Consider the following 24,447-nt stretch of genomic DNA (forward strand, 5'->3'; position numbering starts at 1 on the left):
GGATTTAAATCCCACCCCTTAAAATTATATAATATTAAGCATGAGGAAACCAAGTTGGATAAGAAAAAGCCTACCTCAGGGAGGTAAGGTAGAATATACAAGAAGAATATTGAGAGGTTGCGGCCTTAACACTGTATGTGAAGAGGCGAAGTGCCCCAACCTAGGAGAATGTTTTTCAAGAGGAACCGCAACATTTTTAATTCTTGGTGATATATGCACAAGAAACTGCTCTTTCTGTGCAGTGACAAAGGGAGAACCTTTACCTGTTGATGAAAACGAGCCCTTAAGGATAGCTCAAGCAGTTAGAGAGTTTAGGCTAAGATATGTGGTTATAACCTCAGTAACAAGAGATGATTTAGAAGACGGAGGAGCAGAAGTTTTTGAGAAAACTATAAGAGAAGTTAAAAAGATAGAGAGTGTAAAGGGAATTGAGGTTCTAATCCCAGACTTTAAGGGGGATGAAAAGGCTCTCGCCAAAGTAGTTAATTCATCTCCAACGGTGATAAATCACAACCTTGAGACAGTTAGAAGACTTTACCCTAAGGTGAGACCTCTAGCTAACTATGAAAGGTCTCTCACCTTACTGAAAAAAATCAAAGAGATGAATCCTAAGATAATAACAAAGTCCGGAATAATGGTAGGACTCGGTGAAGAGAAAGAAGAGGTAATAGAGCTGATGAGAGATCTAAGAGAGGTAAATTGCGATATCATAACCTTAGGGCAGTACCTTCAACCCACAAAAGATAACCTTCCCGTCGAAAGATTTGTAACCCCAGAGGAATTCAAGGAATATGAAAAAATAGCTTATACTTTAGGATTTAAACTAGCCTTCTCCGCTCCCTTGGTTAGAAGCTCATACAAAGCTGAGGAGTCGCTAAATCTCCTTAATGAAAAGTGGTAGAGGTCAAAAGAGGCTCTGCCGTAAACCATAAGCTCGCTCACAAGCCTACCTGTCACAGCTGAAAGACATATTCCATCCCCTTCATGGCCACAAGCTAAGACTAAGCCATCAATATCGTCTATTATAGGTAAGCCATCAGGCGTCCAAGGTCTTAAACCCGCAAAGGCCCTTATAACCCTTAAACCCCTTAAGAAGGGAAAGGCCTCTATCGCGGTTTGAGCTATTCTCTCAAAAGCTGATGAAGTTACCCTTCTATCATAGCCTACAAATTCCCTTGTAGCCCCTATAAGAAAGCTACCATGATGGGTTTGCTCCAAGGCCAAACCCTCTTTCCCTCCAGTGTCCACACCATATTTAGCAACGATATATCTACTTGAGAGGATGGTGTGATTTATGGCTCTCTCAACTGGTTCAGTAACAAGAATTTGTCCTCTCCTAGGCTTTATAGGTATCTTTACTCCCAAGGTAACAGGAATTAAAGGAGACCATGCCCCAGCAGATAAAACCACCCTTTCGGACTCGTAACTCCCAATAGAGGTTGTAACTTTAAAACCATCTGAGGCTCTTCTTTCAATTCTTAAAACTTCCTCTCTCTTTAATTCCGCTCCTCTTAAGCAGGCACCCTCAAAGAAAGCATAAGTTAGGTAAATAGGATTGGCCTGACCGTTCTGAGGGGACCTAACCGCTCCCACAATCTTCGGAGACAACAAGGGTTCAAACCTACGAGCTTCCTTAGCATTTAGGAAATCTATCTCAAGATCGGTGGTTCTCTTTTGCTCGCTCACGAATTTCTCCATAAACGGGACATAACCTTGGTCCTCTATTATCACCATACCTGGTATCTCCCGAAACTCTATATCCAAGGGAAGCTCCCTTGACAAGCCCTTAAGCATGGAAAGGCTTTCCAAAGCAAGCTCAAGGTGTATTCCTCCCTTTTTCGATAGAACCGATAATATACCATCACAGGAACCTGATGCTCCTCCCGCTATACCGCTTTTCTCGATTATAAGTAATCTACATCTCTTTAAAAGGGAGAGATGATATGCAATAGAGCAGCCTATAACACCACCACCAACTATAATTACGTCATAAACGCCCATTTCCCAATCACCTTCGATTCCAGAATTTTAAAAAGCTCGTCCTCCTCCCTTAACACATCTATACAAGGAACATGAACTTCCTCAATCAAAAGCTTTTTAAGAGAACCTAAATCAACCATAGCAAGCCTGAAACCCTCAACCCTTTTTTCAGGATAGTATGGATTTAGAGTAACGCAAAGTAACTCAGGCCTTCTTAATACAAATATCTTAACCTTGTTGAGCAATTCAAATAAGGTCTCGTAATCGCTTACTAGAAGCAGATGAAACGGGGATTCCACAACTATCTCCCTCTCTTTATACTTCTCTAAAAGCTTAAGCTCTATGGGGCCAGAAAGAAAGACCCTATCCTCAGCCTCTCCCTTAGGAAGAGCTAAGGCTTTACAAATAGCCTTAGCCTCTAATAGGAGCTCCTTAAGATCCCTGCTACGCGATGCTCCCGTAGCTAAGATAATATAATCAACATGTTGAAAGGGAACCATGCGATTTATAGCACCATCAACTAAGAGAAATTTAGGGTCATAGCTCTTTAAGACATCTTTAACCTCAAGTAAGGCATCGCTACTATTCGGCCCTACCAAGGGGACCCTGCCCGAGCTTTTAACTCTATATATCCCTAAGGGACCAAAGGTGGTTTCGATCCTCGTTTCACTTAAAAGAACAAGCTTAGCGGTGGAACGCCATACTACTTCCTTACTAGTCACCACTAGGATCCCCTCATCTACAACCACCTTAGGCTTAGGAAGACCCGTTATATGATCTAAATCCTCACCATCGAAACCTATGCTAGTTACGGCTATACTACCGAAGCCCCATAAGCACCTTAATACTGCATTTAAGACTGTGGTTTTCCCAGTATTTTTAGCGGTGCCAAACACCCCTAAACTAAGCATCGTGAAACTGAGCCCCTTCCCACCCTACCAGGGTTGGCTCCTTCTTCTCTTGTCCCCAAAAGGCCCTCGTAAAGAGAAGAAAGAAAATCCCCCCTTCTTGCTATCTCTTCCAAAGTCTTCAAGATTCCCTCTTTAATGGCCTCCTTGAAGCTTTTAGCCCTACAAGTAGGCTCAAACTTGACCTCTCCCAAGAATCTAAAAGCCTCCTTAAGGGCTCTTAAAGTATCTATCCTTGAGCTTGAAGTTATCGCTCCCCTTGAATAAGCCTCATCAGTTGAAGCTATGGTTATAGCATCAAGGTTAAGCGATTTGGCTAACCCAGCATGAAGCGCAGTAGTTAAAGCTGACTGGACCCTTTCTTCAGTATGAGTCATAAACCCAATAGGTTCACCAGCCCATATGGGAGCATCTATTATCTCCCTTAAGGCCCAAATTTTGGCCACATTATAGTCCACGTAATTATCTTCCATATAGCCACTTATCATAACATCAGGAGAGTAACAGAAAAGAGGCTTTAAAATTGGCCTAGCCCCAAGCTTAAGACCAAGGTAAGCTACAACAAGCATGCCAGCGAAAGCTTTATAGGCTGGAACACCTCCAAGCTCTTCATTAGTAGGGATATCAAAGGGAAGATTAAATCTTGCCGCAAGCCTTATAGCATAAACCCCATCTACAAGAAGCCTCTCGGGATCGGTTCCCCCATTTAAAGAACCGTAAACCATGTTGATCTTGGTTAGATCAGCTCCCACATAAGCCGCAAGAAGAACCGTCTCTGGCGTATTCAATCCCCTATGAGCCCTAACGCTCCACAAGGTTGATTCCCCCAGGAGAGACTTAATAAGCTTTAGGTTCTCAAGGGTCACTATCGTACCATCTTCCTCATGAGACAGGACTCCCTCCAGTAAACCCTCTACCCTCGCTCCCCAAGAGGGATCAAAGTGAAGAAAGCCGTCAGCCCCCCACGCCTCACAAACCTTTATATGCATACCATCCATAAAGGGACATCCAGTTCCATACTGAACAAAGACCAAGGGCTTACTCATCGATGCCAGCGAAGATCCCACCGGAACAGTTAGCCCATCTATAAAACGCTTAAATTTGCTTACCTCCTCTGTTCCCACCAGTCTAACCTTCTTGGGGATCTCTCCTCTGGTATAAAAGCTTTTTACAGGCTCCTCACAGAGATCTATATAATCCTTAAGCGCATCCGTACCCGAGAGCATCCTTTCCCTAACTTTTGCCCTTTCCACCCCAGGAGAGCATTTACCAGAGGCCCACTCAATGATCTGAGCCGCTATATCCTCCAAAGGCTTAAAAAAGGCTTCATCAAGAAGCCTATAGCTATAACCCTCAGTTATGTCTCTCTTCTTTCTCTCATTCTCACAGATCCTTCTCTTCACAGGTCTACCTTCCACATAGGCTATAACCTCTTCCCATTCCGTCCCCTCACCGAAACCGGCATCATACCCAAGCTCGGCAGCGAGCTCTTTGGTTATAGCTTTACCGCCAACTATAACTTTACACCCTTTTCTCAATCCAGCAGCATCGAGAAGATCTATGAACCTCCCTAAGACCTCAGCCGCACCATATCCAACAGTTCTACTCACCATTATCACAGAAGGCTTCTCAAGCCTACATATTTCTACTACCTCTTCCACTTTCATGTCAGGCGGAAGCAAGACAACCTCATGCCCATTCTTCAAAAGCTCTCTCCTAAGCATCTTTAAAGCTACATCATGAACCGGATCAAGGGGAACCATCAAAATCCTCATTCAACCTCATCCTTTAAAAGCCATGAGTATTTATCTCCAGGCCTATAAATATAAGCACGAAGCCTTACCCTCGCGACAAAACCCTCATGCTCTACAAAAACTATATCAGCATCCTTAAATCCGAGAGAGCCTAAAAGGTCAATCCCTATCTTTTTTGCTTCCTCCTCGCTCTTTGCAAAAACCGTAGTTTCGATATCAAGCGCATCCATCAATCTATCGACCATCAAAACCCATCACCCCCCACCCTATAGAAACCTAAACCGTCTTGGAAACCCCCCTCTTCAAAATAGCTCGATTAAAGATGAAATAGCCTAATCCTATAATAGCTATAAGAGAGGCTATAGTTCCCCGGGGAAAACCTGGAACAGTGGAGAAAAGAACGAGCATAGCCAAAATCCCAAAGGATAAAGCTCTTTCAAGAATAGTTAATCTCTTCCTGAAGTAACCAGCTATCCCTATAGAGATAACCAAAGATATAGCAGTCATAAGAACAATAACCGTAGCAATTTCAGTGAGAGAACCTCTCAAGAGTAAAGCATCATTGTAAACGAAGATATATCCAACAAGATAACCTGTAATAGCAAGCTTCCAGCTAACAAAACCCACCTTAATAGGGTCTGTCCCAGCAATCGATGCAGCACAGTAAGAAGCTACACACACAGGCGGTGTAACCTCAGAAAGCTTAGCAAAATACAAAGCAAACATATGTGACTTAAGAGGATCTATACCCATCTTAAGTAAGGCTGGTCCCGCTATCGTAACAGCTATAACATAGGCGGGTGTAGTCGGAAGGCCCATACCAAGTATGAGACAAACCACCATAACCAAGATTAAAGCTAAAAGAAGGTTCCCACCGGAGAGAGTCGCTACCACCGAAGCTAAACCTAATCCGAGGCCAGTATGAGTTAATATGCTAATTACCATACCAGCTCCAGCGCAGGCTAAAGCAACTATTATCATATTCTCAGCTCCATGCTCTAACGAGCGAACAAACTTTTTAGGCGTCATAAAGGTATCTCTCTTTAAAAAGCTTATAGCTATAGATATCCATATGGAATAATAAGCGGCCATAAATGGAGAATATCCCTTAATTAAAAAGTAAACTAATCCGATGGCTGGTGCAATTAAGTATGTATCGCGAGCGAGCTCCCGCCACGTGGGAAGCTCCTCCTTCGGCATACCTTTAAGGTTATCCCTTAATGCCACATAGTGAACGGTAAAACCTAAAGCAACGTAATAAAATATCGCTCCAAGCAAAGCTGCAGCGCATATCTTTATATAAGGAATATTAGTAAGCTCAGACATAACAAAAGCAGCGGCCCCCATCACAGGTGGCATAAATATGCCTCCCGTTGAGGCCACAGCTTCAACAGCACCAGCAAACTCAGGCTTGTATCCAAGCTTCTTCATCATAGGTATGGTGAAGCTTCCCGTAGCGTAAACGTTACTTGCCGCCACCCCGCTTATGGAACCAAAGAGCCCGCTCGCTAAAACAGCTATCTTAGCTGGTCCACCAGGCCCCATCCCCGCTATTCTAGCAGCTATCTTAGTAAGGTAATCTCCCACCTTTGTTGACTCCAAGAAAGAGCCAAAGATGACAAACAAAGCTACAACCGTGGCGGAAATACCTGTTATCGTACCATAAATCCCGCTATCGGTTATTAAATAAAACATCTCAACAAACTTCCCCAAGGATAAAGGCTTAGAGTGAAAAACCCCTGGAAGATAGGGAGCTACATAAAGATATCCTATTAAAATCAGCAAAAGCATGGCCATAGCCGGAACAACCGCTCGCCTTATAGCCTCCAAAAGAAGCGCTATGTTGAGTAGCCCTAAAATAATCTGCAATGGAGTAACAGGATCAACAAACTCAAATCTGGTATTTAAGGCATCGTTAAAGATTATGAGATAAATAGGTGGTAAAAGAGAAAGGCCTGCAAGAAAGGCATCAGAGAGGGTAAACTTATCTCTGGGAGATCTTTTAGTCGCCGGATAAAGAAGAAAAGCTAAAGGCAAAAGCAAAAGAAGATGAACTCCTCTCTGATATCTTGGTTGTAAAACCCCTGTAGTAGCAGTATAAAGATGAAAAAGGGCGGTGGCAACAAGCCACGCGCCCACTAAATATCTTTGCCATCCCGATAGATTCCTCACAGAAGTACATCCTCCTATTTCATGTAACCCTTTTCCTTATAGTACTTCTCTGCTCCAGGATGAAGAGGAACAGCTATGTTTTTCCAACCAACCTTGGGATCGAAGGTCTTATTAGCAGGATGAGCCGCATGAACCTCTTGAATATTCTCACAAAGGATCTTCGTAATAGCGTATACCACCTCATCAGGAACATCAGCCCTGACTAAAAGCTCTCCAGCGGTAGCTACAGTGGGAACATCCTTGTCCTGCCCCTTATAGGTTCCAGCAGGTATAACGCAAAGTCCAGTCTCACGAGGAACGGTACCAAGCTCCTTGCTTATAGCATCAATGCACTCATCGGAAACAGCTAAAAGGACAGAATCACGAGAGACAAACATCTCAGTGACAGCTGCGGCAGGCAAAGAAAGATGAGTTATAACAAAGTCTACATGACGATCCTTATAGTTACTTACCATATCAGCATAAACGGCATGGAAGTAATCTCCTCCAGCCTTTTTGATATCCTCAAGGGTTATCCCATAGAAAGCGAAGATCCTCTCAACAATAGGGAGATCAGATGTCCCTTTCATAGGGACGGCAACCCTTACAGGCTTTCCAGCCTTTATCATGTCCACAAGCTCCTTAACCGTCTTTATACCCTTATCAGCCGCAGCCACAAAGTGAATGTGATAGTAACCAAAGTATCCGCCTATAGCTCTTATTTTAGAACAGGGTTCCTTATAAAGAGGTTGAAGCCCTTGATAAGCCATCTTATCCACGAAGGTTATACCCCATCCAAGGTCAGCTTCACCTGATGAAACCCTCATCGGATTAACTACTCCTCCACCAGGGACAACTTTGATAGTTATCTTGGGCTCCTTTTGATTAATCAAAGAAGCCAAAGCACCTGCCTGAGTATACCAACCTCCTCCGACTCCACCAGCTACCCACGTTAAGGTAACGGGCTTAAGCTCCTGAGCTAAGGCAAGTCCACCGAAACACAAGGAAAGCATCAATGCCACAATACCGAAAACCTTACCTCTTATCATGTATCTACACCTCCCCATTAGAGTATTACTTCTAAGCTTATATCAATTTAGCGTATTTTGCAACTATCTCTATAAGCTTGACCAAACCCCTTATCGCAAGCCTCATTCTGTCTTCAATAAGATTTCCATCTTCATCCGTAGTGCCAAGGCCAGGAGAGATAAAGATATTCGCATCATAGGCTATAGTTGGAATTATACCCATTTGAGAAAGACCGCTCTGAAGAATGTTAGTACCAGAATACATATCCTCTATAGAGAATATGGGAAGGCCGATACCATCAACCCAAGTTTTATCATAATTTATCTCCACGGCTCCGGAGTTATAGCTTTTAGCAAACTTAAACTCCCTCTTAAGTCCTGGATGGATATTCTCAAACTCCTCCAAAGTTATCTCATAAAGCCTATCAACCATGCTTGTGACCCTTCTAGGATCCTCAAGAAGATCTTTTAACGCCGCTATCAAACCTACAAGCGCCTCCTTGCCAGGATCGAAGGTAACATATGCGGCCTTTCCATAGGAGCCAACTGTTCCCCATCTATCACCATGAGTCCCTAAAGCCCTCCTTAAGGGAACCATAACCTCCTCACGCCCTATGATAAGCCCAACCGTAGGAGCTCCGCTTGCCTTATCCATACTGTAAAGTATCACATCTCCACCTATCTTCCTTATATCAGCACCCACAAAGGGTATTCCCCAAGCATTATCAAGTATATAAGGAACGTTAAACTCCCTCGCTAAGGAAGCAATCCCTTTCTGAAGAAGAGGCGTTCCATCCTCGTCTTTGACTCCATAACCATAGCCAGGAGTGTCATAAGCAAGAGAGCTAAAGCCACCCAAAAGATCTGCGTGCCTTTCAGCTACCATAGATATCACTTCAAGAGATCTCTTAGGATCAACATCGCTCAATAATGGCACAGGATGGTATTTTATACCGTGAACTTCGTATCTTGCTCCCACAAGGGGAACGTAAATCACATCAAGGTTATCAAGTCTCTTACCATAAAAGCCAAGCTCCCCAGCGGTACAACCCCTGTCAGCAAAAAGATCTTTATACTTGGGCGGGAATGGTCTACCATATCCTCCTTGATGATGAAGATGCCTTTCATAAGGAGCTATATAGCGAGATCTATAGTTGTCTCCTCTACCCTGAAAGGGAGGACTAACCAAAACATCAAAGCATAACCATAACGCAGCCTCACAGGTATTAATGGCTAAAGCATCGTAATCATCCCCATAGTACCCTTTTATTATCTCTCTAAGCTCCTCATCATAAACCTTGTTCGAGACTACCTCCCTTGTAGCATCTTCCATGGCCCTAGCTACTTTACGAGTTAAAAGACCGTGACAATGCGAGATGGCACCCGTTAGCCCAAATTTGCCCCTTATCTCTCTCGGTATTCCTATCTCATCCGCTACCCTCTTAGCTTCCTCATATATCTTAGGAATGCTCTCCTGAAGATGCTTATAAAGCTTGAATTTAAACTTAAACTGCTTTTCCCTCATGCTCCATTCTTCCCCCCTTAAAGGAAACTCGAACTCCTAACGATAACCCCCTTTCCTTTCCCGTCAGGAGTTCACCCCTAAACACCAAATTCATATGATTCGGAAAATGAGTCTCATCGAAACCTAAAAGAACGCCAATCTTCTTTCCATCTATCCAAAGCTCATCTCCCACCTCTAATATCCCCCCACCCAAAACCTCCCAAAAACCTATATAACAAACCTTGTTAACCTCTTCTCCCGGAGAAGCCTCCTCATCGGTAACTACTATCTCGTGGATCTCACCAACCCTTATAGCCCTTGAACGAGGCAATATCAGTCTTAACCCTCTTCCTTCAAGTTTAAGGTCTAAAACGGCTATGAGACTTCCAATCGGAGCAATCTTAAGATAAAAAGGGCTCTTAGCTATCCTCTTATAAGGCTCGAGCAACACCCTCACTCTCCACATACTTCTCAAGGTAAGCAAAAGCATTTCTCACATGAGTGAACGCAGAGGCATAAGCCCCTTCGGGATCACGATTTCTTATGGCCTCAAAAATCCTATAGTGTTCCTCAAAGGAATCCCTTAACCTACCCAAGCAGCCAGGGCTACCCAATCTGTATAACCTCATTAACTCCCTCATGTTAGAAAGCATCTTATAGAGAAAGGGATTCTGTGTAGAGCGGGCTATAACAAGATGAAACTCATCATTAAGCTCTATATATCTCCAACTAATCTCCTCCTGTAAGACAAGTTTCTTCTGCTTCTCGAGAATTCTCTGAAGCTCATTAAGGGTAGCCTCATCTACTCGAGAGGCAGCTAGCCTCGCAGCTATGGCTTCAAGCTCAGACCATATCTCGTATATGTGTCTTACCTCAGATATGGTATATCTTTTAACCCTTATACCCTTATGCTTCTCATACTCTAAAAGACCGGATGCAACAAGCTCCCTTAAGGCCTCTCTTACAGGTGTTCTACTAACGCCAAATTCTGAAGCAAGGTCAGCCTCATTAAGCCTCTGCCCTGGCAAAAACTTACCCGTCATAATCCCCCTCTTTATAAGCTCAACTACATCCACTATAGTACACCACCTTGTATACAAAATTGCTTTAAGAAAAGCTTATCATAAGAAACTTTCGATGTCAATTAATTTGATAAAAAATTAAAAAAGGAGGAACCAGCTATTGGTTCCCCCTTTTTTAACTACCCTTTTAGGGTGCTCCCTTCTATAACGCTACTTAAGTGATATATGGCCTCCTTAAGCTCCTTCATCTCCCGCTCAAGACGGGTTAAAAGATAAAAGCTCAACACTATCGGAAACCCCAGGTTTGATACTACCTGATAGACGTCCAACCTCATCACCCCCTAAATCCAGGTGAACGAAACCTCTTTTAGGATAAGGTATAACTCTAAGTCCGATCAATTTCGCTAAGGTCAAGAACTTCCCCTGGTCCTCCTCTTTAACAGCAAGGTCAACCGCTCTCCCTTGCATATGAAGAGAGTTATCAACTCCTCCAACCTCTTTATTATGCTTTTCACACCTGAAACCGCTGGTCACCCTTAATGGCATTCCCCATAGAATCCTTAAAGCTTCAAGCCTTTGGAGTAAGATCTCATCGATCTTCACAGTACCGCAACAGGGACACTCGAACTCATTTAAATAAAAGTGAAAGGAAATTTTCACCTTGTTCATCCTCACTCCCTCCAATTTGTTTCACTTAAATCATCAAATTGGAAGATAATAGGCTCAAGGGCTTTTTGCCCTTGAGCCTTAAAGAATTACAACTCTGTAACGTTTCTTTCTTCAATTTCAGCGCCAAGAGCCTGAACTAAGGAAGGACTAAAAACGTTTTTGGAAATTATTAAATCCATAACCCGGGCTATCTCATCGGTGGTGACATTTTCGCGAGCATTTCTAACAGTTAATCTAACCCTTCTACCAGCATCGTTTGAAAAATACATATGGATAAACTTCACCTAAAGTCACCCCCTTACACGATATTTTGCTGGCGGACTAAAAACTTCTCAAGAACCTGCGATGCAGAAAGAGATAACAAAGCATTTAAAACAGCATCGAGGTCGTTAGCAGAAATAGCAGGTCTAACGTTTCTCCAAGCATAAACCCTTCTACGACCTCCCTCCATAACTCTCACGCTTACCCTAGCTAGCGCATCCACAAAGTTAGCCATGCTACCACCTCCTTCCACTCATATAGATGGGAAGGAGCTCTTATTTTTGCTATAGTAAAAATTTTTAATAAATAAAAAATCCCCGGCTTCAGATGAAGCCGGGGATTGAAAGTTTTAAACTTTATAGCTCTAGAGGCCTGACCTCAATACCCTCTCTATCAAAGGCCTCCCTTATCTTCTTGACCAGCTCAACAGCTGTTGGAGTATCACCATGAACACATATGGTATCGAAGCTTAGATTCCTTATAACCGTTCCATCTATAGCTACCACTTCTCTATCTTTGACCATACGAACAACTCTCTTAACCACTTCCTCCGGATCCTTTATAACAGCGCCAGGCTTTGCACGAGAAACCAATGTCCCATCAGGATTATAGGCTCTATCAGCGAAAACCTCCTCAGCTACCTTAAGCCCCATTCTCCTCCAAACTTCTACCATCTTGCTTCCTGCAAGACCAACCAATATTATAGAAGGATCAAACCTCTTAACGGCGTTACCGATAGCCCTTGCAATGCTTTCATCCCCACGAGAAGCCGCATTATTAGCATCGTTATATAGCTGCCCATGAGGCTTAACATGCCTAAGCTTGCCTCCATTTGCCTTAACAAAAGCATGAAGAGCACCTATCTGATATAAAACGAAGGCTTCCACTTCCTCAGGCGACATAGATATGGACCTTCTCCCAAAGCCCTGAAGATCTGGATACCCAGGATGAGCCCCAACTCCTACTCCCCTTGATAAAGCCTCCTTAACCGTGGACTCCATAACCAACGGATCGCCAGCGTGAAAGCCGCAAGCTATGTTCGCGGAAGAAACGTACTTTAAAAGCTCCTCATCATACCCAAGCTTGTACCTTCCGAAGCTTTCCCCCATATCACAGTTTAGATCCACCTTCATCACCCCTCACCCCCCTCTATAACCTTTAGGAACTCAGAGGCAAGAATGGGATCGAACTGACTCCCTGAGCCTCTCTTTATCTCCTCGATTGCTTCCAACCTTGAGAGGGCCTTCCTATACGGCCTGTCCGAGGTCATAGCATCAAAGGCATCGGCTATGGCCATTATCCTAGACTCCAAAGGTATCTCGTAACCCTTTAAACCATCAGGATACCCCTTGCCATCCCATCTTTCATGATGCCAGCGAATAAAAAGAGCGATCTCCTTAAGAAATGGAACACCCTTAACAAGCTCCTCTCCCAAAACGGAATGCCTCTTAACTATCTCATACTCCTCATCAGTCAACCTCCCAGGCTTATCAAGTATCCTACCAGGGATACCTATCTTACCTATGTCATGTAGTATACAGGCATATCTCAACCTCTTTCTATCCTTCTCAGAAAAACCTATCTTAAGAGCAATGGCATCAGAATACCCCATAACTCTCTCACAATGTCCTCTAGTATATGGATCCTTGTACTCAATGGTTTTAGCTAAGGCCAAGGTAGTAGCAAAAAGGTTATCTTCAAGCTCCCTTAAATGAGATACGTTTTCAAGGACTATCCCCATAGATGTGGCAACGGCTTCAAGTAGCCACTTATCTTCTTCTGTAAACGCTCCTAAGATCTCGCTCTCCAAGTTTAGGATAGCGTAAATCTCCCCTTTAACCCTCACAGGAACAGCAAGCTCGCTTTTAATCCCTTCCAATCCCTCTATATAGCGTGGATCCTTAGATACATCCTTAACAAGGACACTTTCACCGTATAGAGCAGCCCAACCGGTTATACCTTCGCCTAACTTAACTTTACTAACCCTACCCCAAACTGGATAGGATCTAACGAGAACAAGCTCCTCTCCCTTAATAAGAAAAATGGTAATCCTTGAATACGCCTCTACGCTCCTTAAGAAATCAATAACTATATCGTAAACCTCCTCTTCGCTCAAAGACTGTGAAAGCCTTAAGGAAAGCCTATAAAGAAGATCCATAACCTCGCTCTTCTTTTTAATGGAATTTAAAAACTCCACCCTATCTAAAGAAGACCTTAGAAGGTTAGTAGCGGTGATTAAAACCCTCTCATCGTTATCAGAAAAGGCATCCCTTTGTGTATCTAAAGCAAAAAGTATACCCATAACGCTACCATCCTTTTTCAAGGGAACAGCTATAATTGACTTAGCAAGCTCAATATATCTTCTACTTATCCTACTATCTTGGTCAAAGCTTCCGCTTTTAAAGACCTCCCCAGTAAAGGCAACATAACCTGCCACCGTACTTCTATCAAGATCAATTAATTCCTTAACACCAAGCAGTACACCCGCTTCGCCCTTTAAAATCGCAACCCCCTTTCCCCAATCTAACTTACGATAAGAAACCCTCTTATAGTTAAGCTTTTCAACTAAGGCTTTGCATATATATTTATAAAGCTCATCTTCTTCATTGATAGCCATAAGATCCCTTGATATATCAAGAAGAACCTCAAGCCCTTTACTTTGAAGCCTCAGGTCCTCTAAGAGACTCTCTCTTGCTAAAGCAAGCCCTATTATATTAGCGATAGACTCGAAGAAATCCTCATCATCCTCTGAAAAGTCATTTAATCTAGAGCTTTCTATATTTAATACCCCCTCGATTCTTTCCCCTAAACGTATGGGAACAGCTAACTCGGAAAGGGTCTCATCAAAGACTTTGACGTAATAATCCACCTCTCTAACATCTGAAACGTTAAGAACCTTACCCTCACGAAGAGCTTTAGATATAACGCCACCGGTCTCCTCAAGCCTTTTAAAGCTTTCCTCTGGAATTCTATCTTTAACCTTCCCGGCTAACAAACTCCAAGCTTGGGTTTTCCTATCGTAAACCGCAACGGTAACATCCACATAATCCCTTTCCTTCTCTATTCTCTCACAAACATCCTTTAAAACTACACTTAAAGGTTCAGGGGAGCTCAGCCTCAAGGATAACTCGTAAAGTGTCCTAAATCTCCTAGCCTCATTAAGAGCATCCTTAAATAGCTTTTCCTTCCTTAAGGCCATGCCTAACTGCCTACCGAAGATGCTCAATATCTCATAATCATCGAAGGAAAGTTCTCTAAAGCTTTCTAAGTTTACAACGCCATATATCTCACCATCTCCAAGTATTGGTACAACTATCTCACTTTTAACCCCCTTAAGGACCTCAACGTACCTATGGTCCCTGCTGACATCGGGTATAAAGGCTCCCTTACCATACCTAGCAACCCACCCGCATATCCCTCTGTTTATATCCCAGCCCTCCTCACCGTAATCAAAATCAGATATCTTCCCAGCCGAAGCCACCCTATGTAAACGCTCCCCCTTCTTAAGGAATATCTCCATACAATCGTATCCAAGACGATCAGACATACTCTCAATAGCTAATCTAACATCTCCTATAACATCCCTGCTTGAGGCCAAAACCTCAGAAACCTGAGCCAAAACCCCAAGCTTTCTAGCCTTCTCTTTAACGGACTCTAAATACCCAGCGTTAGCCATTGCCACACCCACTATTCCCGCAAGCATAGAGATTATCTCAAGATCGAGCTTACTTAATCTATCACCCTCTGACGTTATAGATATCACACCATAAGGCTTGGCCTCAAAGCTAATGGGAACAAATAGCCTACTTTTTCCGCTATCCGAGATAAGAAGGGGCTTTACTTCCCTTAAAACATCCTCCACTACAAAGCCTTCCACACTTATAATCTCCTCACCATCGCCTGCCTTTCTGACCAAGATCTTTCCACCATTAGAAGGCTCATAAATCCCTACTATAGAATCTTTATAAAACATCTTGAGATTCTCATATATTTGAGGATAAGGATCGGAAACCTTGGATAAATCAAGTAGGTTCTCTCCAGCCTTAGCCACCATTCTTAAGAGCTCATTACTTCTTGAAAGCTCCTCTGTAAGCCTCTCTAAGGTAGTGGCATATGCCTTAAGTTGAGCATATGCAGCTTCAAGCTCTTCCTTACTTCCCTTAAGCTCTTTATGCACCCTAAGTAAATCAGCGTAAGCCCTTTCAAGCTCCCTTTTATGAGTATCAAGAGAGAATCCAACGATGTTAAATTTATCAACCAGCTCATCTAAGTATCTTTCTCCAACCTTCTCTATCCTGTAATCATAGCTTCCCCTTATAAGGCTATCGAAGCCATCGCTTAAAGATCTTAAGAAGGAGTAAAAACCTTTTCTCATATAGCGATTTATTAATAAAAGGGATAAGGCAAGCAGAGCTATACCTATTAAAACAAGCCTAAGAATAAATTGATAAGCTAGACCTTTAGTAAGGTCAGATATATATGTAGTAGAAATTATCACTATCTCAGGGAAAATCCCAGGAATAGCAAGCTTAATACCAGCCCTCATTTTCCTTTCCCCTTTAAATTCGTAAGTGAAAACCCCTTTCTCCAGGTCAAAAAGCCTCTTTATCAAGGGGCTTTCAGCGAGGTCATCCTCATCTAAGGCTTCTTTACCTTTATAAAGAAGGAGCTTCCCATCAGAGGAAAAGACCAGAATATAGCCTCTTTCACCAATGAAGTGATAATTAAAGCTTTCAATTAGAAAGTCCTTCGCTAAGGAGAGAAACCTTTCCCGACCTTTACCAAACTCTTTCAAATAAACCAAGGCAAAGTAGTAAAACTCCGGATTCTTGCCCCTCTTCCAAAGGAATAAGGCTCTCTCCCCTGAAGAGTCTAAGAAGAACTCCCTCCCCTCTGACGAAGAAAGAACATCTGAAACCCTGATACCCTGTGGAAGGTTCCAACTTAAGGCATCGATCCTCTTAACCAGGTAAAATTCCATTCCTTCCACTTTTATCTTCTCTAATAGAGATCTTAAAACCTTCTCATCTTCAGAAAAGGCATCAAAGGCCTTTAAAAAAGCGAAAGCAAAATTAGAGGCCTGCTCAAAAACAGACCTTTCATTAATCACTGATAACTGAGAGAGCATAGAGGCAATTCCCTTAACGCTATCGAGATGACTTAAAAGATGAGTTTCAAGAACCTTTTCGAACTCATACAAGTCTTCAATATGAGAAAAATAGCAAGCCCCCCCTATTACCCCTATGAAAGCTAAAGTTAAAGCTGAGAAAAGCTTAAATCTTAAGGTCAAATCTCCTCCACCTCTACAATGAATTCCTCTCCGTTTACCTTTATTCTATAAGAGACCTTGGATCTTCCCTCGAAATTCACATAAAATAGCCTCTTTTCGAAATCTAAAAGCTCCTCTATAGCCTCTTCAAGAGATATCTCCTTGAATCGAACCTTATTTCCCGGAATAGCCTGTGCAAGTAAAGGTATATCAGTAGAGATAACGGTGGCTATTTTAGGATAGCCGCCCACAGCTTGCCTATCCTTAAGAAGAACTATAGGCTTTCCATCCTTTGGAACCTGAACGCTTCCTAAAGCTATTCCATCAGATATGATCTCCGCTCCCTTTTCGCTATGCTTTAAAGGCTCTCCATCGAGCCTGTAACCCATCCTATCAGAGGCATCCGTAATAAGCCACTCTTGTGAAAGGAAGCTTTCGCGCGCCTGTGGAATAAAGTGGTCATCCTCAGGCCCCATGATCACCCTTAAAGTAGGATGATCAGAATAAGGAGGAAGCAATTCTCTTGGAAACCTCCTACCTACTACAGACTTATCTAGAGGAAGTCCAACAAAGAACTTATCCCCATCCCGCAATGCTCTTCCCCCAAGACCACCTATTTGAGCTCTTACATCTGTGGACTTGCTTCCCATAACCTTTTCAACGAATATCCCCCCTTGAAAAGCTATGTAAGCACGAGCCCCCCATCTTCTCCCAGAGAAGGAGAGAACGCTCCCCTTTCTAACATATAGGCTTTCCCATGTAGAGATAGGGTAATTATCCAGGGTAGGACCAAGGTCGCCACCCGTTATAGCCATGATTACATCATCATTAAAGACTAAGGTTGGACCCATGAGTGTAACCTCAAGACAAGCCTCGTTCTGAGGATTTCCCACCAAGATGTTAGCGGCCCTTAAGGCAAACTCATCCATCGCTCCAGCGGTATTTATTCCCTGGGCTTGATATCCAAACCTACCCAAATCCTGAATCGTAGTTAGCATACCAGCCTTTATAACCTCAACCGCAGGCATATTCCTTCACTCCTCTACCGGCTCAGCAAATTCAAGCGGCCCTTGCCATTTAGATAAAAACTCCTCTTCACTTATAGGAATGAACCTCATGTAGTCTCCCGCCTTTACAATTATAGGAGGCTCCCTCTTAGGATCGTATATTTTCAAGTAAGTTCTACCAATGAGCCTCCAACCGCCGGGAGAGCTCACCGCATAAAGCCCTGTTTGTTTCCCACCTATACCAACCGAACCTGCCGGAACCTTTTTTCGCGGCGTTGAAAGCCTTGGCGTATGAAGCCTCTCATCAAGCCCACCTAAGAAAGTAAATCCTGGTGTAAAACCTAACATATAAACCAAGTAATCCCTATTAGCATGAAGTTCTATAACCTCTTCGGGTTTTAAACCGTGATATCTAGCCACGAACTCAAGATCTGGACCATACCTTCCACCATAAACGGTTGGAACTTCTATCACCTTGGGATCCGGCAGCCTCACATCGCCAATATTTTGAACCAGCTTCCTTAAGACCGATTCAAGATCTTTAGGAGATACTTTAATAGGATTATAACATATCATTAAGGATCTATAAGTAGGGACGAGCTCCTCAACACCTGGTAATCTTTCTTTTTCTACCAGGAGAGCCAAAGCTCTCACCTTTTTATTAAGTTCCTCAGATATCTCGTCTCCAAATCGCACCAAAAATGCCCTATCTCCCATAGGAAGATATTTTGGGTATTCCATTAAAACACACCTCACTTAATCATAAAGCTCGGAAGGTAAAGCACCATTCCAGGGAATATCGTTATAATTGCAGTAGCTAAAAGCAACATAAAGAAGAACGGGAGAGCATCCTTAGCTATAGTTGTAAGCTCCTCTCCTATCAGCCCTTTTATAACAAACAGGTTAAATCCAACCGGTGGAGTTATCTGGGCCACCTGAATCATTATCACCAAATATATACCAAACCATAAGGGGTCAAATCCGGACATCTTTATCAAAGGAAGAACCATGGGCAAAGTCATAACTATCATGGAGAATCCATCAACCAAGCAACCTAAGATTAGGTACATAATAGAAAGCATTACTATCAATGTATATTTGGAAAGCCCTAAGCTACTCACATACTGGGCTATTCCCTGCGTTATCCCAAGGTAACCTACCGCAACAGAGAAGAAGCTCGCACCGCAAACTATCCACATTATCATACAACTTGTCTTAACAGAGCTAATCAAAGCTTCCTTGAATATCTTAAGGTCAAGGCTCCTCATAAGCCAAGCAAAGACAAGAGAACCGATGACCCCAACAGCAGCAGCCTCTGTAGGGGTAGCCCATCCAGTATACATGCTCCCAAGAACAACTATAACGAGTATAATAGCAGGGAATATCTTAGGAATAGCCCTTATCCTATCTCCCCAGGTATAACTTCCTTTGGCTCTCGGGGCCACATTAGGATCTACAAGCGATTTAATCACTATATATCCGCTAAATAACAAAGCTATCATAATACCAGGTATAACTCCCGCTATGAAGAGCTTACCTATACTGACATCCGCCAATATACCATAAACAAGCATCATCATACTTGGGGGTATCATGAAACCTAAGGTTCCCGAGCCAGCCAAAGAACCAATAGCGAGGGCTCTATCATAACCTCTTTTCAGAAGCTCAGGAAGAGTTATCTTTCCAACGGTAGCAGTTGTAGCTGCCGAGGAGCCACTTACAGCAGCAAATATAGCGCTTGCAAAAACGTTTACGTGAATAAGTCTTCCAGGTATACTATCAAGCCATGGAGCCAAACCTATAAACAGATTTTCAGAAATCTTACTTCTAAAGAGGATCTCCCCCATCCATACAAAAAGGGGAAGAGCAAACATAGTAGAGCTGTTAGTACTATTCCAAGCTATATTAGCTAATATATTTCCCCACGGGAGATCCAGGAAAAGGTTAAAACCAGCTATTCCGACCAAAAATAGAGCCGTTCCCACCCATATGCTTCCTACAAGGAGAACGCCAAGAAGCCCAATAACTAAAAGAAAGCTCACTAGTAAACCATCCATAAGAAACCCTCCCTTAACTTAGGCCTCTAATAAGGGTGAGAATCCTTTTCGCTAACTCAGACGCAAACTGCAAGGTCATTATAAGGGAGCCTAAGGGAAGTAAAAACTGAGGGATGGCAAGAGGGGTTTCCGAGATACTCATGGCCTTGGTTTTACTCAAAACCGAGTCCCAGAAAAGACCAAAGGTAAGATAAGTAAAGACTATAGAAAACAAAAATCCCAAGGTGAAACAAACCACCTCAAAAATAATACGCTTACGTGGGGACAAGCTCTGAAGCAAAAACGTCATCCTTATATGCCCATCTTCCTTAAGGGTATAACCCAAAGCAAAGTAAGTTAATCCAGCCATAAGGTAGCCCGTGTACTCCTCGGTTATGTAAAGGGTCTTCACGAAAAACCCCCTTATCAATATCTCAATTACAACCAAGGAAAGCCCTATCACCATCATCACTCCAGAAACATATCCACCAAGATCAGAAAGCCTGTTAACAAATGAAATGAAACCTCTCATCTCCGTTAGACACCTCCAAAATGGGTTAAAGGGGCCCATCCACCACTAAGTATAGTGGATGAGCCCCCTGAACCAAGGGAAATACTAGTCCTTCCTTCCCACCTTCTCTAAGAACTTAGCGTAAATTTCCTTAGCCTCAGGTGGTGCTTCCTTCTCAAGCCACTCTTTCCTTATCTCCCTTGTTATCTCAGCAAGCTCATTAATAAACTGCTCAGACACCGGTGTAGACTCTATACCATTATCGTTACACTTCTTCTCCATCTCCTTATCAAGCTTCTCAACCCACTCCCACATGTATTTCTCCATCTCTTTACCGGTCTCAAGAATAACCTTCTGGATATCAGGCTTCAAAGCATTAAAAGCCTTAAGATTAACGTTCACCATATCCACAGCCTGCGTTATATCTATCCTCGCAAAGTATTTTAATACCTCCCAGAACTTGGCATCAACAGCGGTGGGAGTAGAAGTTATAACGGAATCTATAAGACCCGTGGCTAAAGCGGAATAAACCTCACTAAAGGGCAATGGATATGGAGTTCCACCAGTAGCTTTAACAACTAGAGCACCATTCTTGTCATATGTTCTCGTCTTTAATCCCTTCATATCAGCAACGCTCTTTACAGGCTTTTTCGCAAACAAGCCAGCAGCGGGCCAAGGAGCCATGTAAACTATCTTCTGATTCCACTTGCTTTCTACAATCTTATCGTAATAAGGCCTTGCTATATCGTTAAGTAAGCGCGCCTCTTTAAATCCTCGAATAAGAAACGGCAATGTAGTTATAGCAAATATAGGCTCGTCACCAGCAACACCGCTACAAAGCATATCAGAAATTTGGACTAAACCGTCACGAACGACCCTTAAAAGCTCCGGACCTTTGTAACCAAGAGCTCCTCCAACGGTAACCTTAATCTCAAGCTCCCCCTTAGTTCTTTCCTGAACCTTGGAAGCAAAGTCATTAAGCCCTATACTATGATGGTTGTTAGGAGGCCAGACAGAGTTACCTATCCATTGTGTCTTAGCTAAAGCAGAGACCGCCAAACCCAAAACTAAGCTAGCCACCATAAAGAGAACAATAAACCTTCGCATAAGCATTTACCCCCCTTCCATCTTTAATATTTTTATTATACTATAATGAGTAAGGGGTTTACAATCTTTTACAAAAAGTATTATAATCACACTTAGAGGTTAACCAAGGAAGGGAAGGGGGTGAAGAGCTATGAGGATTGGGTTAGAGCCCCTTTTTCCAAGGAAGGGTTCTCTCCTCGAAGAGGTACAAAAGAGACTTGCTGAAAACATCGAACGACTAAGCAGCATGTTGAGGATAAACAGAGCGAAAGATGATGCAGCAGGTCTCGCTATCTCAGAGAGCTTAAGAGGTCAAATAGTTGAAACCATCCAAGGGATAAGAAACCTCCAGGATAGGATATCAAGAATTCAAGTTGCAGATCAAGCGCTTGGTTCTCAGAGTGGAATAATCGATAGAATGAGGGAGCTTGCAGTTCAAGCGACAAACGCTACACTATCGGAGGAGGACAGAACAGCCATAGAAAGGGAGTTCTCTCAACTTAGGGAAGAAATAAATAGAATAGCAGAAAAGACTACATTTAACGAGCAACCTGTTATAGGAGATATGACTGCAGAGAGGCTTGGCCTATCTAATGTAAGATTAGGTGATGAAACCACGCTAAGGACACTAGATAGGGCTAAAGAAGTAATAACCTCAAGAAGGGCAAATCTTGGAGCGGAAGAAAGAAGCTTGGCCTCAGAAATAGGAAGACTTGGCGTAGCAGCCATAAATCTAACTGCAGCAGAATCTCTCATAAGAGATAATGATGTGGCTGAAGAGGTCTCAAGCTTAACCATTAATCAAATACTAGAGGAGCTTAATATAATAATGCTAAACCAGGCAAGAAGAAACTCAAGCAATATCCTAAACTTGCTTAGGGAAGGTTAAAAGTGGGGGGGCGGTACCGCCCCCCATTAAAAGCTCTCTCCAAGAAACCGCATCTCCCACATCAAGCAACCTTAAGAAAGAGGAGGATGATTTCAAAAGCTTTATTACAGTTTTCAGAGAGTCTCCGCTTATCCCCTTAATTACCCCCCAATGAATTGGAACAAAAGCTTTAGCTCCGAGCAGCTTAAATGCTCGAAGAGCGTCAATCGCACCAAGATGGTACCACTTAAAGAATAAGGCATCAGTACCAACCGGAAGAAAGGCCACATCCAACCTAAATTTTTGACCTATTTTCTTAAAGAGACTTTTGCTAAATCCAGTATCTCCAGCAAAATAAAGACTTAAGGAACCGCTATCCACTATATAAGCCAGCGAATAGGTAAAAATAGGATAGGGATGAAGCCAACTAAGGTGAATAGCGGGAAGAGAAAAGATCCTTATACCATTAAGCATAATCTCCTCCCAGGGCTTCATCTCAACAAGCAAAGCGTTTTTCTTCCTTGGGAAAATCCGAAAGCATTTAAATGGAACGATGAAAACCCTTGCCTCTATATCCTTTAAGGCCTTAGTATCAAAGTGGTCTTTATGAGTATGAGATATGATAACGAGGTCTAAAGGAAAGCGCTCTTTTATCTCGGGGAAATGATTTTTGAAATAGGCATCTCCCCAGATAACCTTACTCACAGGATCGGTTAACAGAGTTACACCGTCAATTTCCATCCACAAAGTTGCATGACCCAAAAAGCGAACCCACCCGTTCACCAACCTTCATCCTCCTGAAATCGTTATATGAAAGATATTTGGTCTCTCCCCTCATAGCTAATGCACTAACTCCACAGGTCGGTTTAAAACAGGTCAGACATGACCCTTCGTTAAAACAGGGAAGGGGTAAGAACTTTTCGCCTTGCCTCAAGGAAATCGGCATAACCTTACCCTCACAGTTTTTAGAGGTAGCATAAATCTCATTTAAGTTCTTTCCATCTTCAGTAAATTCCATGCAAAGAGAAAGAGTAAGACTTAAGGAATCAGCTATCTCCCTAACTTTAGAAAAGAGCTCCTTTCGATAGGTTAGGCTCGCCTGAATAGAGTTTGAAACCCTCTCTTTATAAAGAGAATCGTATTTAAATGGAAGGGAGCTATCCCAACGAGAAAGAAAAGATAAAACAGTCCTCTTAATTCTTAACGGAATGTCAAGACAGGAAACCACAACGTGCCTAACCCCTCTTTCTTTCGCTTCCTTAAGCAAAGCGTATATATCATCTTCCTTATCATTTATAAAGGGAAGAATAGGGTCTAACCTTAAAACCGTGTGAATACCTCTTTTCGAAGCCTTTTCAAGAGAGCTTAAAATCTCCTTAACGGTTGAACCACCAGGGGATAAGAATCTCCTTAATTTTTCATTTAAAGCTAAAAGGCTAACCTCAAATACACTATCTCTCTGCTTTTCGAGAAGAGACAGTGCCTCCTCGCTTATCTCCCTCTTTGTAACTACCAATATAGGTAGGTTTCTTTCAATGAAGGCTCTTATAACCTTTTCAGCGATCCTATATTTAAGATTTACAGGCTGAAAAGGGTCGCTTGTAGGGGAAAGGTACCCTGGAGGAGATATATACAGTTTGTCAAGCCTTCTTGAAAGCCCTTCAGCGAAATTAACCCACACGAAAACGAGATCCTTTAAGAATGCCTCCCTGTGGTACCCTGGAAGAGCTCTAGAGTAACAGAAAAAACATCCCACGCTACAACCTGCATAAGGGTTAAGAAGAAACCTTTCAGCCGGACAAGCTCTATATTTCCAGTTCCACCAACCGTGAATCTCCTTATCCTTAATAAGCTCAACTACTTTAATAATCTACACCCCTTCTCATTTCAATACCTTTACTATAGGGATGCTTAATTTCTATTACTTCGCTTACCAAATCCGCCCTTTCCACCACCTTGGCATGGGCATATCTACCGGTCAAAACAAGCTCCACGTGAGGAGGCTTAACTTCCATAAGGCTTAAGACCTCATCTAAGGAAAGAAGCTTATAATCTAGGGCCACGTTTATTTCATCGAGAATAACCATATCATATTCTCCGCTTGATATAACTTCATAAGCGAATTTCAGTCCTCTCTTAGCCTCCTTGACGTCTTCCTCATCGGGGTTGTTTCTATCTACAAAGGAAGCTCTCCCAAATCTAACCATCTTAAGCCCAAGCTTCTCAGCAGACTTAATCTCTCCGTATCCTTCCCATCCCTTCATAAACTGAATTATTATAACCTTATACCCGTGCCCCAAAGCCCTCATAGCAAGTCCCAAGGAAGCTGTAGTTTTTCCCTTACCATTACCGGTGTAAACCTGAATTAATCCCAAAGACAATATGTCCACCTC

The 24,447-nt window shown here is 42.7% G+C and carries 25 protein-coding genes; 2 read left to right on the forward strand and 23 right to left on the reverse strand.

Annotated elements, in window-relative coordinates; genetic code table 11:
* The first annotated feature begins 40 nt into the window (after nucleotides 1-40).
* Nucleotides 41-901, forward strand: coding sequence for a lipoyl synthase (lipA, locus tag NZ900_05340; protein MCS7233508.1), 861 nt, complete (start codon nucleotides 41-43; stop codon nucleotides 899-901).
* Here the strand turns inward: lipA and NZ900_05345 are convergent.
* The 20 genes from NZ900_05345 to NZ900_05440 all read right to left on the reverse strand — a co-directional run bounded on the left by NZ900_05345 (nucleotide 805) and on the right by NZ900_05440 (nucleotide 21,207).
* Nucleotides 805-2,001: an FAD-binding oxidoreductase gene (locus tag NZ900_05345; GenBank protein ID MCS7233509.1), complete on the reverse strand. Its 1,197-nt coding sequence runs from the start codon at nucleotides 1,999-2,001 to the stop codon at nucleotides 805-807. The two genes, lipA and NZ900_05345, sit on opposite strands and share 97 nt — an antisense overlap.
* Nucleotides 1,983-2,891, reverse strand: a complete 909-nt coding sequence (locus tag NZ900_05350; protein MCS7233510.1) for a hypothetical protein — start codon at nucleotides 2,889-2,891, stop codon at nucleotides 1,983-1,985. Before NZ900_05350 ends, NZ900_05345 begins: the two co-directional genes overlap by 19 nt.
* The gene (locus NZ900_05355) at nucleotides 2,879-4,663 is read right to left on the reverse strand and encodes a cobalamin-dependent protein (protein MCS7233511.1); all 1,785 of its coding nucleotides are present in this window, start codon (nucleotides 4,661-4,663) and stop codon (nucleotides 2,879-2,881) included. Before NZ900_05355 ends, NZ900_05350 begins: the two co-directional genes overlap by 13 nt.
* Nucleotides 4,660-4,887 (reverse strand): hypothetical protein, encoded by a 228-nt coding sequence (locus NZ900_05360; protein ID MCS7233512.1) that lies wholly within the window; start codon nucleotides 4,885-4,887, stop codon nucleotides 4,660-4,662. The genes NZ900_05355 and NZ900_05360 overlap by 4 nt, the downstream gene beginning before the upstream one ends.
* Before the next feature lie 31 nt (nucleotides 4,888-4,918).
* Complete coding sequence (locus NZ900_05365; GenBank protein ID MCS7233513.1) at nucleotides 4,919-6,814, reverse strand: TRAP transporter fused permease subunit; 1,896 nt, start codon at nucleotides 6,812-6,814, stop codon at nucleotides 4,919-4,921.
* 14 nt (nucleotides 6,815-6,828) lie between these two features.
* Entirely contained in the window at nucleotides 6,829-7,842 is a 1,014-nt protein-coding gene (locus NZ900_05370; protein MCS7233514.1) for a TAXI family TRAP transporter solute-binding subunit, read from the reverse strand.
* Nucleotides 7,843-7,879: 37 nt separating this feature from the next.
* Entirely contained in the window at nucleotides 7,880-9,346 is a 1,467-nt protein-coding gene (locus tag NZ900_05375) for a hypothetical protein (protein ID MCS7233515.1), read from the reverse strand.
* Complete coding sequence (locus tag NZ900_05380) at nucleotides 9,327-9,773, reverse strand: hypothetical protein (protein MCS7233516.1); 447 nt, start codon at nucleotides 9,771-9,773, stop codon at nucleotides 9,327-9,329. The genes NZ900_05375 and NZ900_05380 overlap by 20 nt, the downstream gene beginning before the upstream one ends.
* Nucleotides 9,757-10,401, reverse strand: a complete 645-nt coding sequence (locus NZ900_05385; protein MCS7233517.1) for a GntR family transcriptional regulator — start codon at nucleotides 10,399-10,401, stop codon at nucleotides 9,757-9,759. Before NZ900_05385 ends, NZ900_05380 begins: the two co-directional genes overlap by 17 nt.
* Nucleotides 10,402-10,526: 125 nt before the next feature.
* A complete protein-coding gene (locus NZ900_05390; protein ID MCS7233518.1) occupies nucleotides 10,527-10,634 on the reverse strand; it encodes a hypothetical protein in 108 nt (35 codons plus the stop codon).
* The gene (locus tag NZ900_05395) at nucleotides 10,603-11,016 is read right to left on the reverse strand and encodes a D-Ala-D-Ala carboxypeptidase family metallohydrolase (GenBank protein MCS7233519.1); all 414 of its coding nucleotides are present in this window, start codon (nucleotides 11,014-11,016) and stop codon (nucleotides 10,603-10,605) included. Before NZ900_05395 ends, NZ900_05390 begins: the two co-directional genes overlap by 32 nt.
* An 86-nt stretch (nucleotides 11,017-11,102) precedes the next feature.
* Entirely contained in the window at nucleotides 11,103-11,300 is a 198-nt protein-coding gene (locus NZ900_05400) for a DUF2922 domain-containing protein (GenBank protein MCS7233520.1), read from the reverse strand.
* Nucleotides 11,301-11,314: 14 nt separating this feature from the next.
* Nucleotides 11,315-11,512, reverse strand: a complete 198-nt coding sequence (locus NZ900_05405; GenBank protein ID MCS7233521.1) for a hypothetical protein — start codon at nucleotides 11,510-11,512, stop codon at nucleotides 11,315-11,317.
* Nucleotides 11,513-11,633: 121 nt separating this feature from the next.
* Nucleotides 11,634-12,410, reverse strand: a complete 777-nt coding sequence (locus NZ900_05410; protein ID MCS7233522.1) for a LamB/YcsF family protein — start codon at nucleotides 12,408-12,410, stop codon at nucleotides 11,634-11,636.
* Nucleotides 12,410-16,567: a GAF domain-containing protein gene (locus NZ900_05415; protein MCS7233523.1), complete on the reverse strand. Its 4,158-nt coding sequence runs from the start codon at nucleotides 16,565-16,567 to the stop codon at nucleotides 12,410-12,412. Before NZ900_05415 ends, NZ900_05410 begins: the two co-directional genes overlap by 1 nt.
* Nucleotides 16,564-17,574, reverse strand: a complete 1,011-nt coding sequence (locus NZ900_05420) for a biotin-dependent carboxyltransferase family protein (GenBank protein ID MCS7233524.1) — start codon at nucleotides 17,572-17,574, stop codon at nucleotides 16,564-16,566. Before NZ900_05420 ends, NZ900_05415 begins: the two co-directional genes overlap by 4 nt.
* Nucleotides 17,575-17,580: 6 nt before the next feature.
* Nucleotides 17,581-18,294 carry a 5-oxoprolinase subunit PxpB gene (pxpB, locus tag NZ900_05425; GenBank protein ID MCS7233525.1) on the reverse strand — a complete coding sequence of 238 codons (714 nt, stop codon included), beginning with the start codon at nucleotides 18,292-18,294 and terminating at the stop codon, nucleotides 17,581-17,583.
* A gap of 11 nt (nucleotides 18,295-18,305) precedes the next feature.
* On the reverse strand, nucleotides 18,306-19,610 hold the full coding sequence (locus NZ900_05430; protein ID MCS7233526.1) for a TRAP transporter large permease subunit: 1,305 nt from the start codon (nucleotides 19,608-19,610) through the stop codon (nucleotides 18,306-18,308).
* 13 nt (nucleotides 19,611-19,623) lie between these two features.
* Nucleotides 19,624-20,121 (reverse strand): TRAP transporter small permease, encoded by a 498-nt coding sequence (locus tag NZ900_05435; protein MCS7233527.1) that lies wholly within the window; start codon nucleotides 20,119-20,121, stop codon nucleotides 19,624-19,626.
* An 84-nt stretch (nucleotides 20,122-20,205) separates the two neighbouring features.
* Complete coding sequence (locus NZ900_05440) at nucleotides 20,206-21,207, reverse strand: TRAP transporter substrate-binding protein (GenBank protein ID MCS7233528.1); 1,002 nt, start codon at nucleotides 21,205-21,207, stop codon at nucleotides 20,206-20,208.
* A gap of 130 nt (nucleotides 21,208-21,337) precedes the next feature.
* On the opposite strand from NZ900_05440, the gene NZ900_05445 reads away from it, so the two are divergent.
* The gene (locus NZ900_05445) at nucleotides 21,338-22,075 is read left to right on the forward strand and encodes a flagellin (protein ID MCS7233529.1); all 738 of its coding nucleotides are present in this window, start codon (nucleotides 21,338-21,340) and stop codon (nucleotides 22,073-22,075) included.
* On the opposite strand, the gene NZ900_05450 is transcribed toward NZ900_05445, so the two are convergent.
* From NZ900_05450 to cobO, 3 genes are read right to left on the reverse strand one after another with little or no spacing between them, the layout of a single operon-like run.
* Nucleotides 22,052-22,816 carry an MBL fold metallo-hydrolase gene (locus tag NZ900_05450; GenBank protein MCS7233530.1) on the reverse strand — a complete coding sequence of 255 codons (765 nt, stop codon included), beginning with the start codon at nucleotides 22,814-22,816 and terminating at the stop codon, nucleotides 22,052-22,054. The genes NZ900_05445 and NZ900_05450 overlap by 24 nt on opposite strands.
* Complete coding sequence (locus NZ900_05455; protein ID MCS7233531.1) at nucleotides 22,785-23,888, reverse strand: radical SAM protein; 1,104 nt, start codon at nucleotides 23,886-23,888, stop codon at nucleotides 22,785-22,787. Before NZ900_05455 ends, NZ900_05450 begins: the two co-directional genes overlap by 32 nt.
* Before the next feature lie 28 nt (nucleotides 23,889-23,916).
* On the reverse strand, nucleotides 23,917-24,435 hold the full coding sequence (cobO, locus tag NZ900_05460; GenBank protein ID MCS7233532.1) for a cob(I)yrinic acid a,c-diamide adenosyltransferase: 519 nt from the start codon (nucleotides 24,433-24,435) through the stop codon (nucleotides 23,917-23,919).
* Nucleotides 24,436-24,447 lie beyond the last annotated feature (12 nt).

The sequence above is a fragment of the Synergistota bacterium genome, assembly GCA_025060595.1.
Taxonomy (GTDB): Bacteria; Synergistota; GBS-1; order GBS-1; family GBS-1; genus 42-11.

Bases quoted from the DNA above. Each gene is read 5' to 3' on its own strand.
- NZ900_05375 (MCS7233515.1), bottom strand. From the start codon at position 9,346: ATGAGGGAAAAGCAGTTTAAGTTTAAATTCAAGCTTTATAAGCATCTT.
- NZ900_05395 (MCS7233519.1), bottom strand. From the start codon at position 11,016: ATGAACAAGGTGAAAATTTCCTTTCACTTTTATTTAAATGAGTTCGAG.
- NZ900_05410 (MCS7233522.1), bottom strand. From the start codon at position 12,410: ATGAAGGTGGATCTAAACTGTGATATGGGGGAAAGCTTCGGAAGGTAC.
- NZ900_05445 (MCS7233529.1), top strand. From the start codon at position 21,338: ATGAGGATTGGGTTAGAGCCCCTTTTTCCAAGGAAGGGTTCTCTCCTC.
- NZ900_05435 (MCS7233527.1), bottom strand. From the start codon at position 20,121: ATGAGAGGTTTCATTTCATTTGTTAACAGGCTTTCTGATCTTGGTGGA.
- NZ900_05420 (MCS7233524.1), bottom strand. From the start codon at position 17,574: ATGCCTGCGGTTGAGGTTATAAAGGCTGGTATGCTAACTACGATTCAG.
- NZ900_05360 (MCS7233512.1), bottom strand. From the start codon at position 4,887: ATGGTCGATAGATTGATGGATGCGCTTGATATCGAAACTACGGTTTTT.
- NZ900_05430 (MCS7233526.1), bottom strand. From the start codon at position 19,610: ATGGATGGTTTACTAGTGAGCTTTCTTTTAGTTATTGGGCTTCTTGGC.
- NZ900_05355 (MCS7233511.1), bottom strand. From the start codon at position 4,663: ATGAGGATTTTGATGGTTCCCCTTGATCCGGTTCATGATGTAGCTTTA.
- NZ900_05350 (MCS7233510.1), bottom strand. From the start codon at position 2,891: ATGCTTAGTTTAGGGGTGTTTGGCACCGCTAAAAATACTGGGAAAACC.
- lipA (MCS7233508.1), top strand. From the start codon at position 41: ATGAGGAAACCAAGTTGGATAAGAAAAAGCCTACCTCAGGGAGGTAAG.
- NZ900_05370 (MCS7233514.1), bottom strand. From the start codon at position 7,842: ATGATAAGAGGTAAGGTTTTCGGTATTGTGGCATTGATGCTTTCCTTG.
- pxpB (MCS7233525.1), bottom strand. From the start codon at position 18,294: ATGGAATACCCAAAATATCTTCCTATGGGAGATAGGGCATTTTTGGTG.
- NZ900_05345 (MCS7233509.1), bottom strand. From the start codon at position 2,001: ATGGGCGTTTATGACGTAATTATAGTTGGTGGTGGTGTTATAGGCTGC.
- NZ900_05440 (MCS7233528.1), bottom strand. From the start codon at position 21,207: ATGCGAAGGTTTATTGTTCTCTTTATGGTGGCTAGCTTAGTTTTGGGT.
- NZ900_05405 (MCS7233521.1), bottom strand. From the start codon at position 11,512: ATGGCTAACTTTGTGGATGCGCTAGCTAGGGTAAGCGTGAGAGTTATG.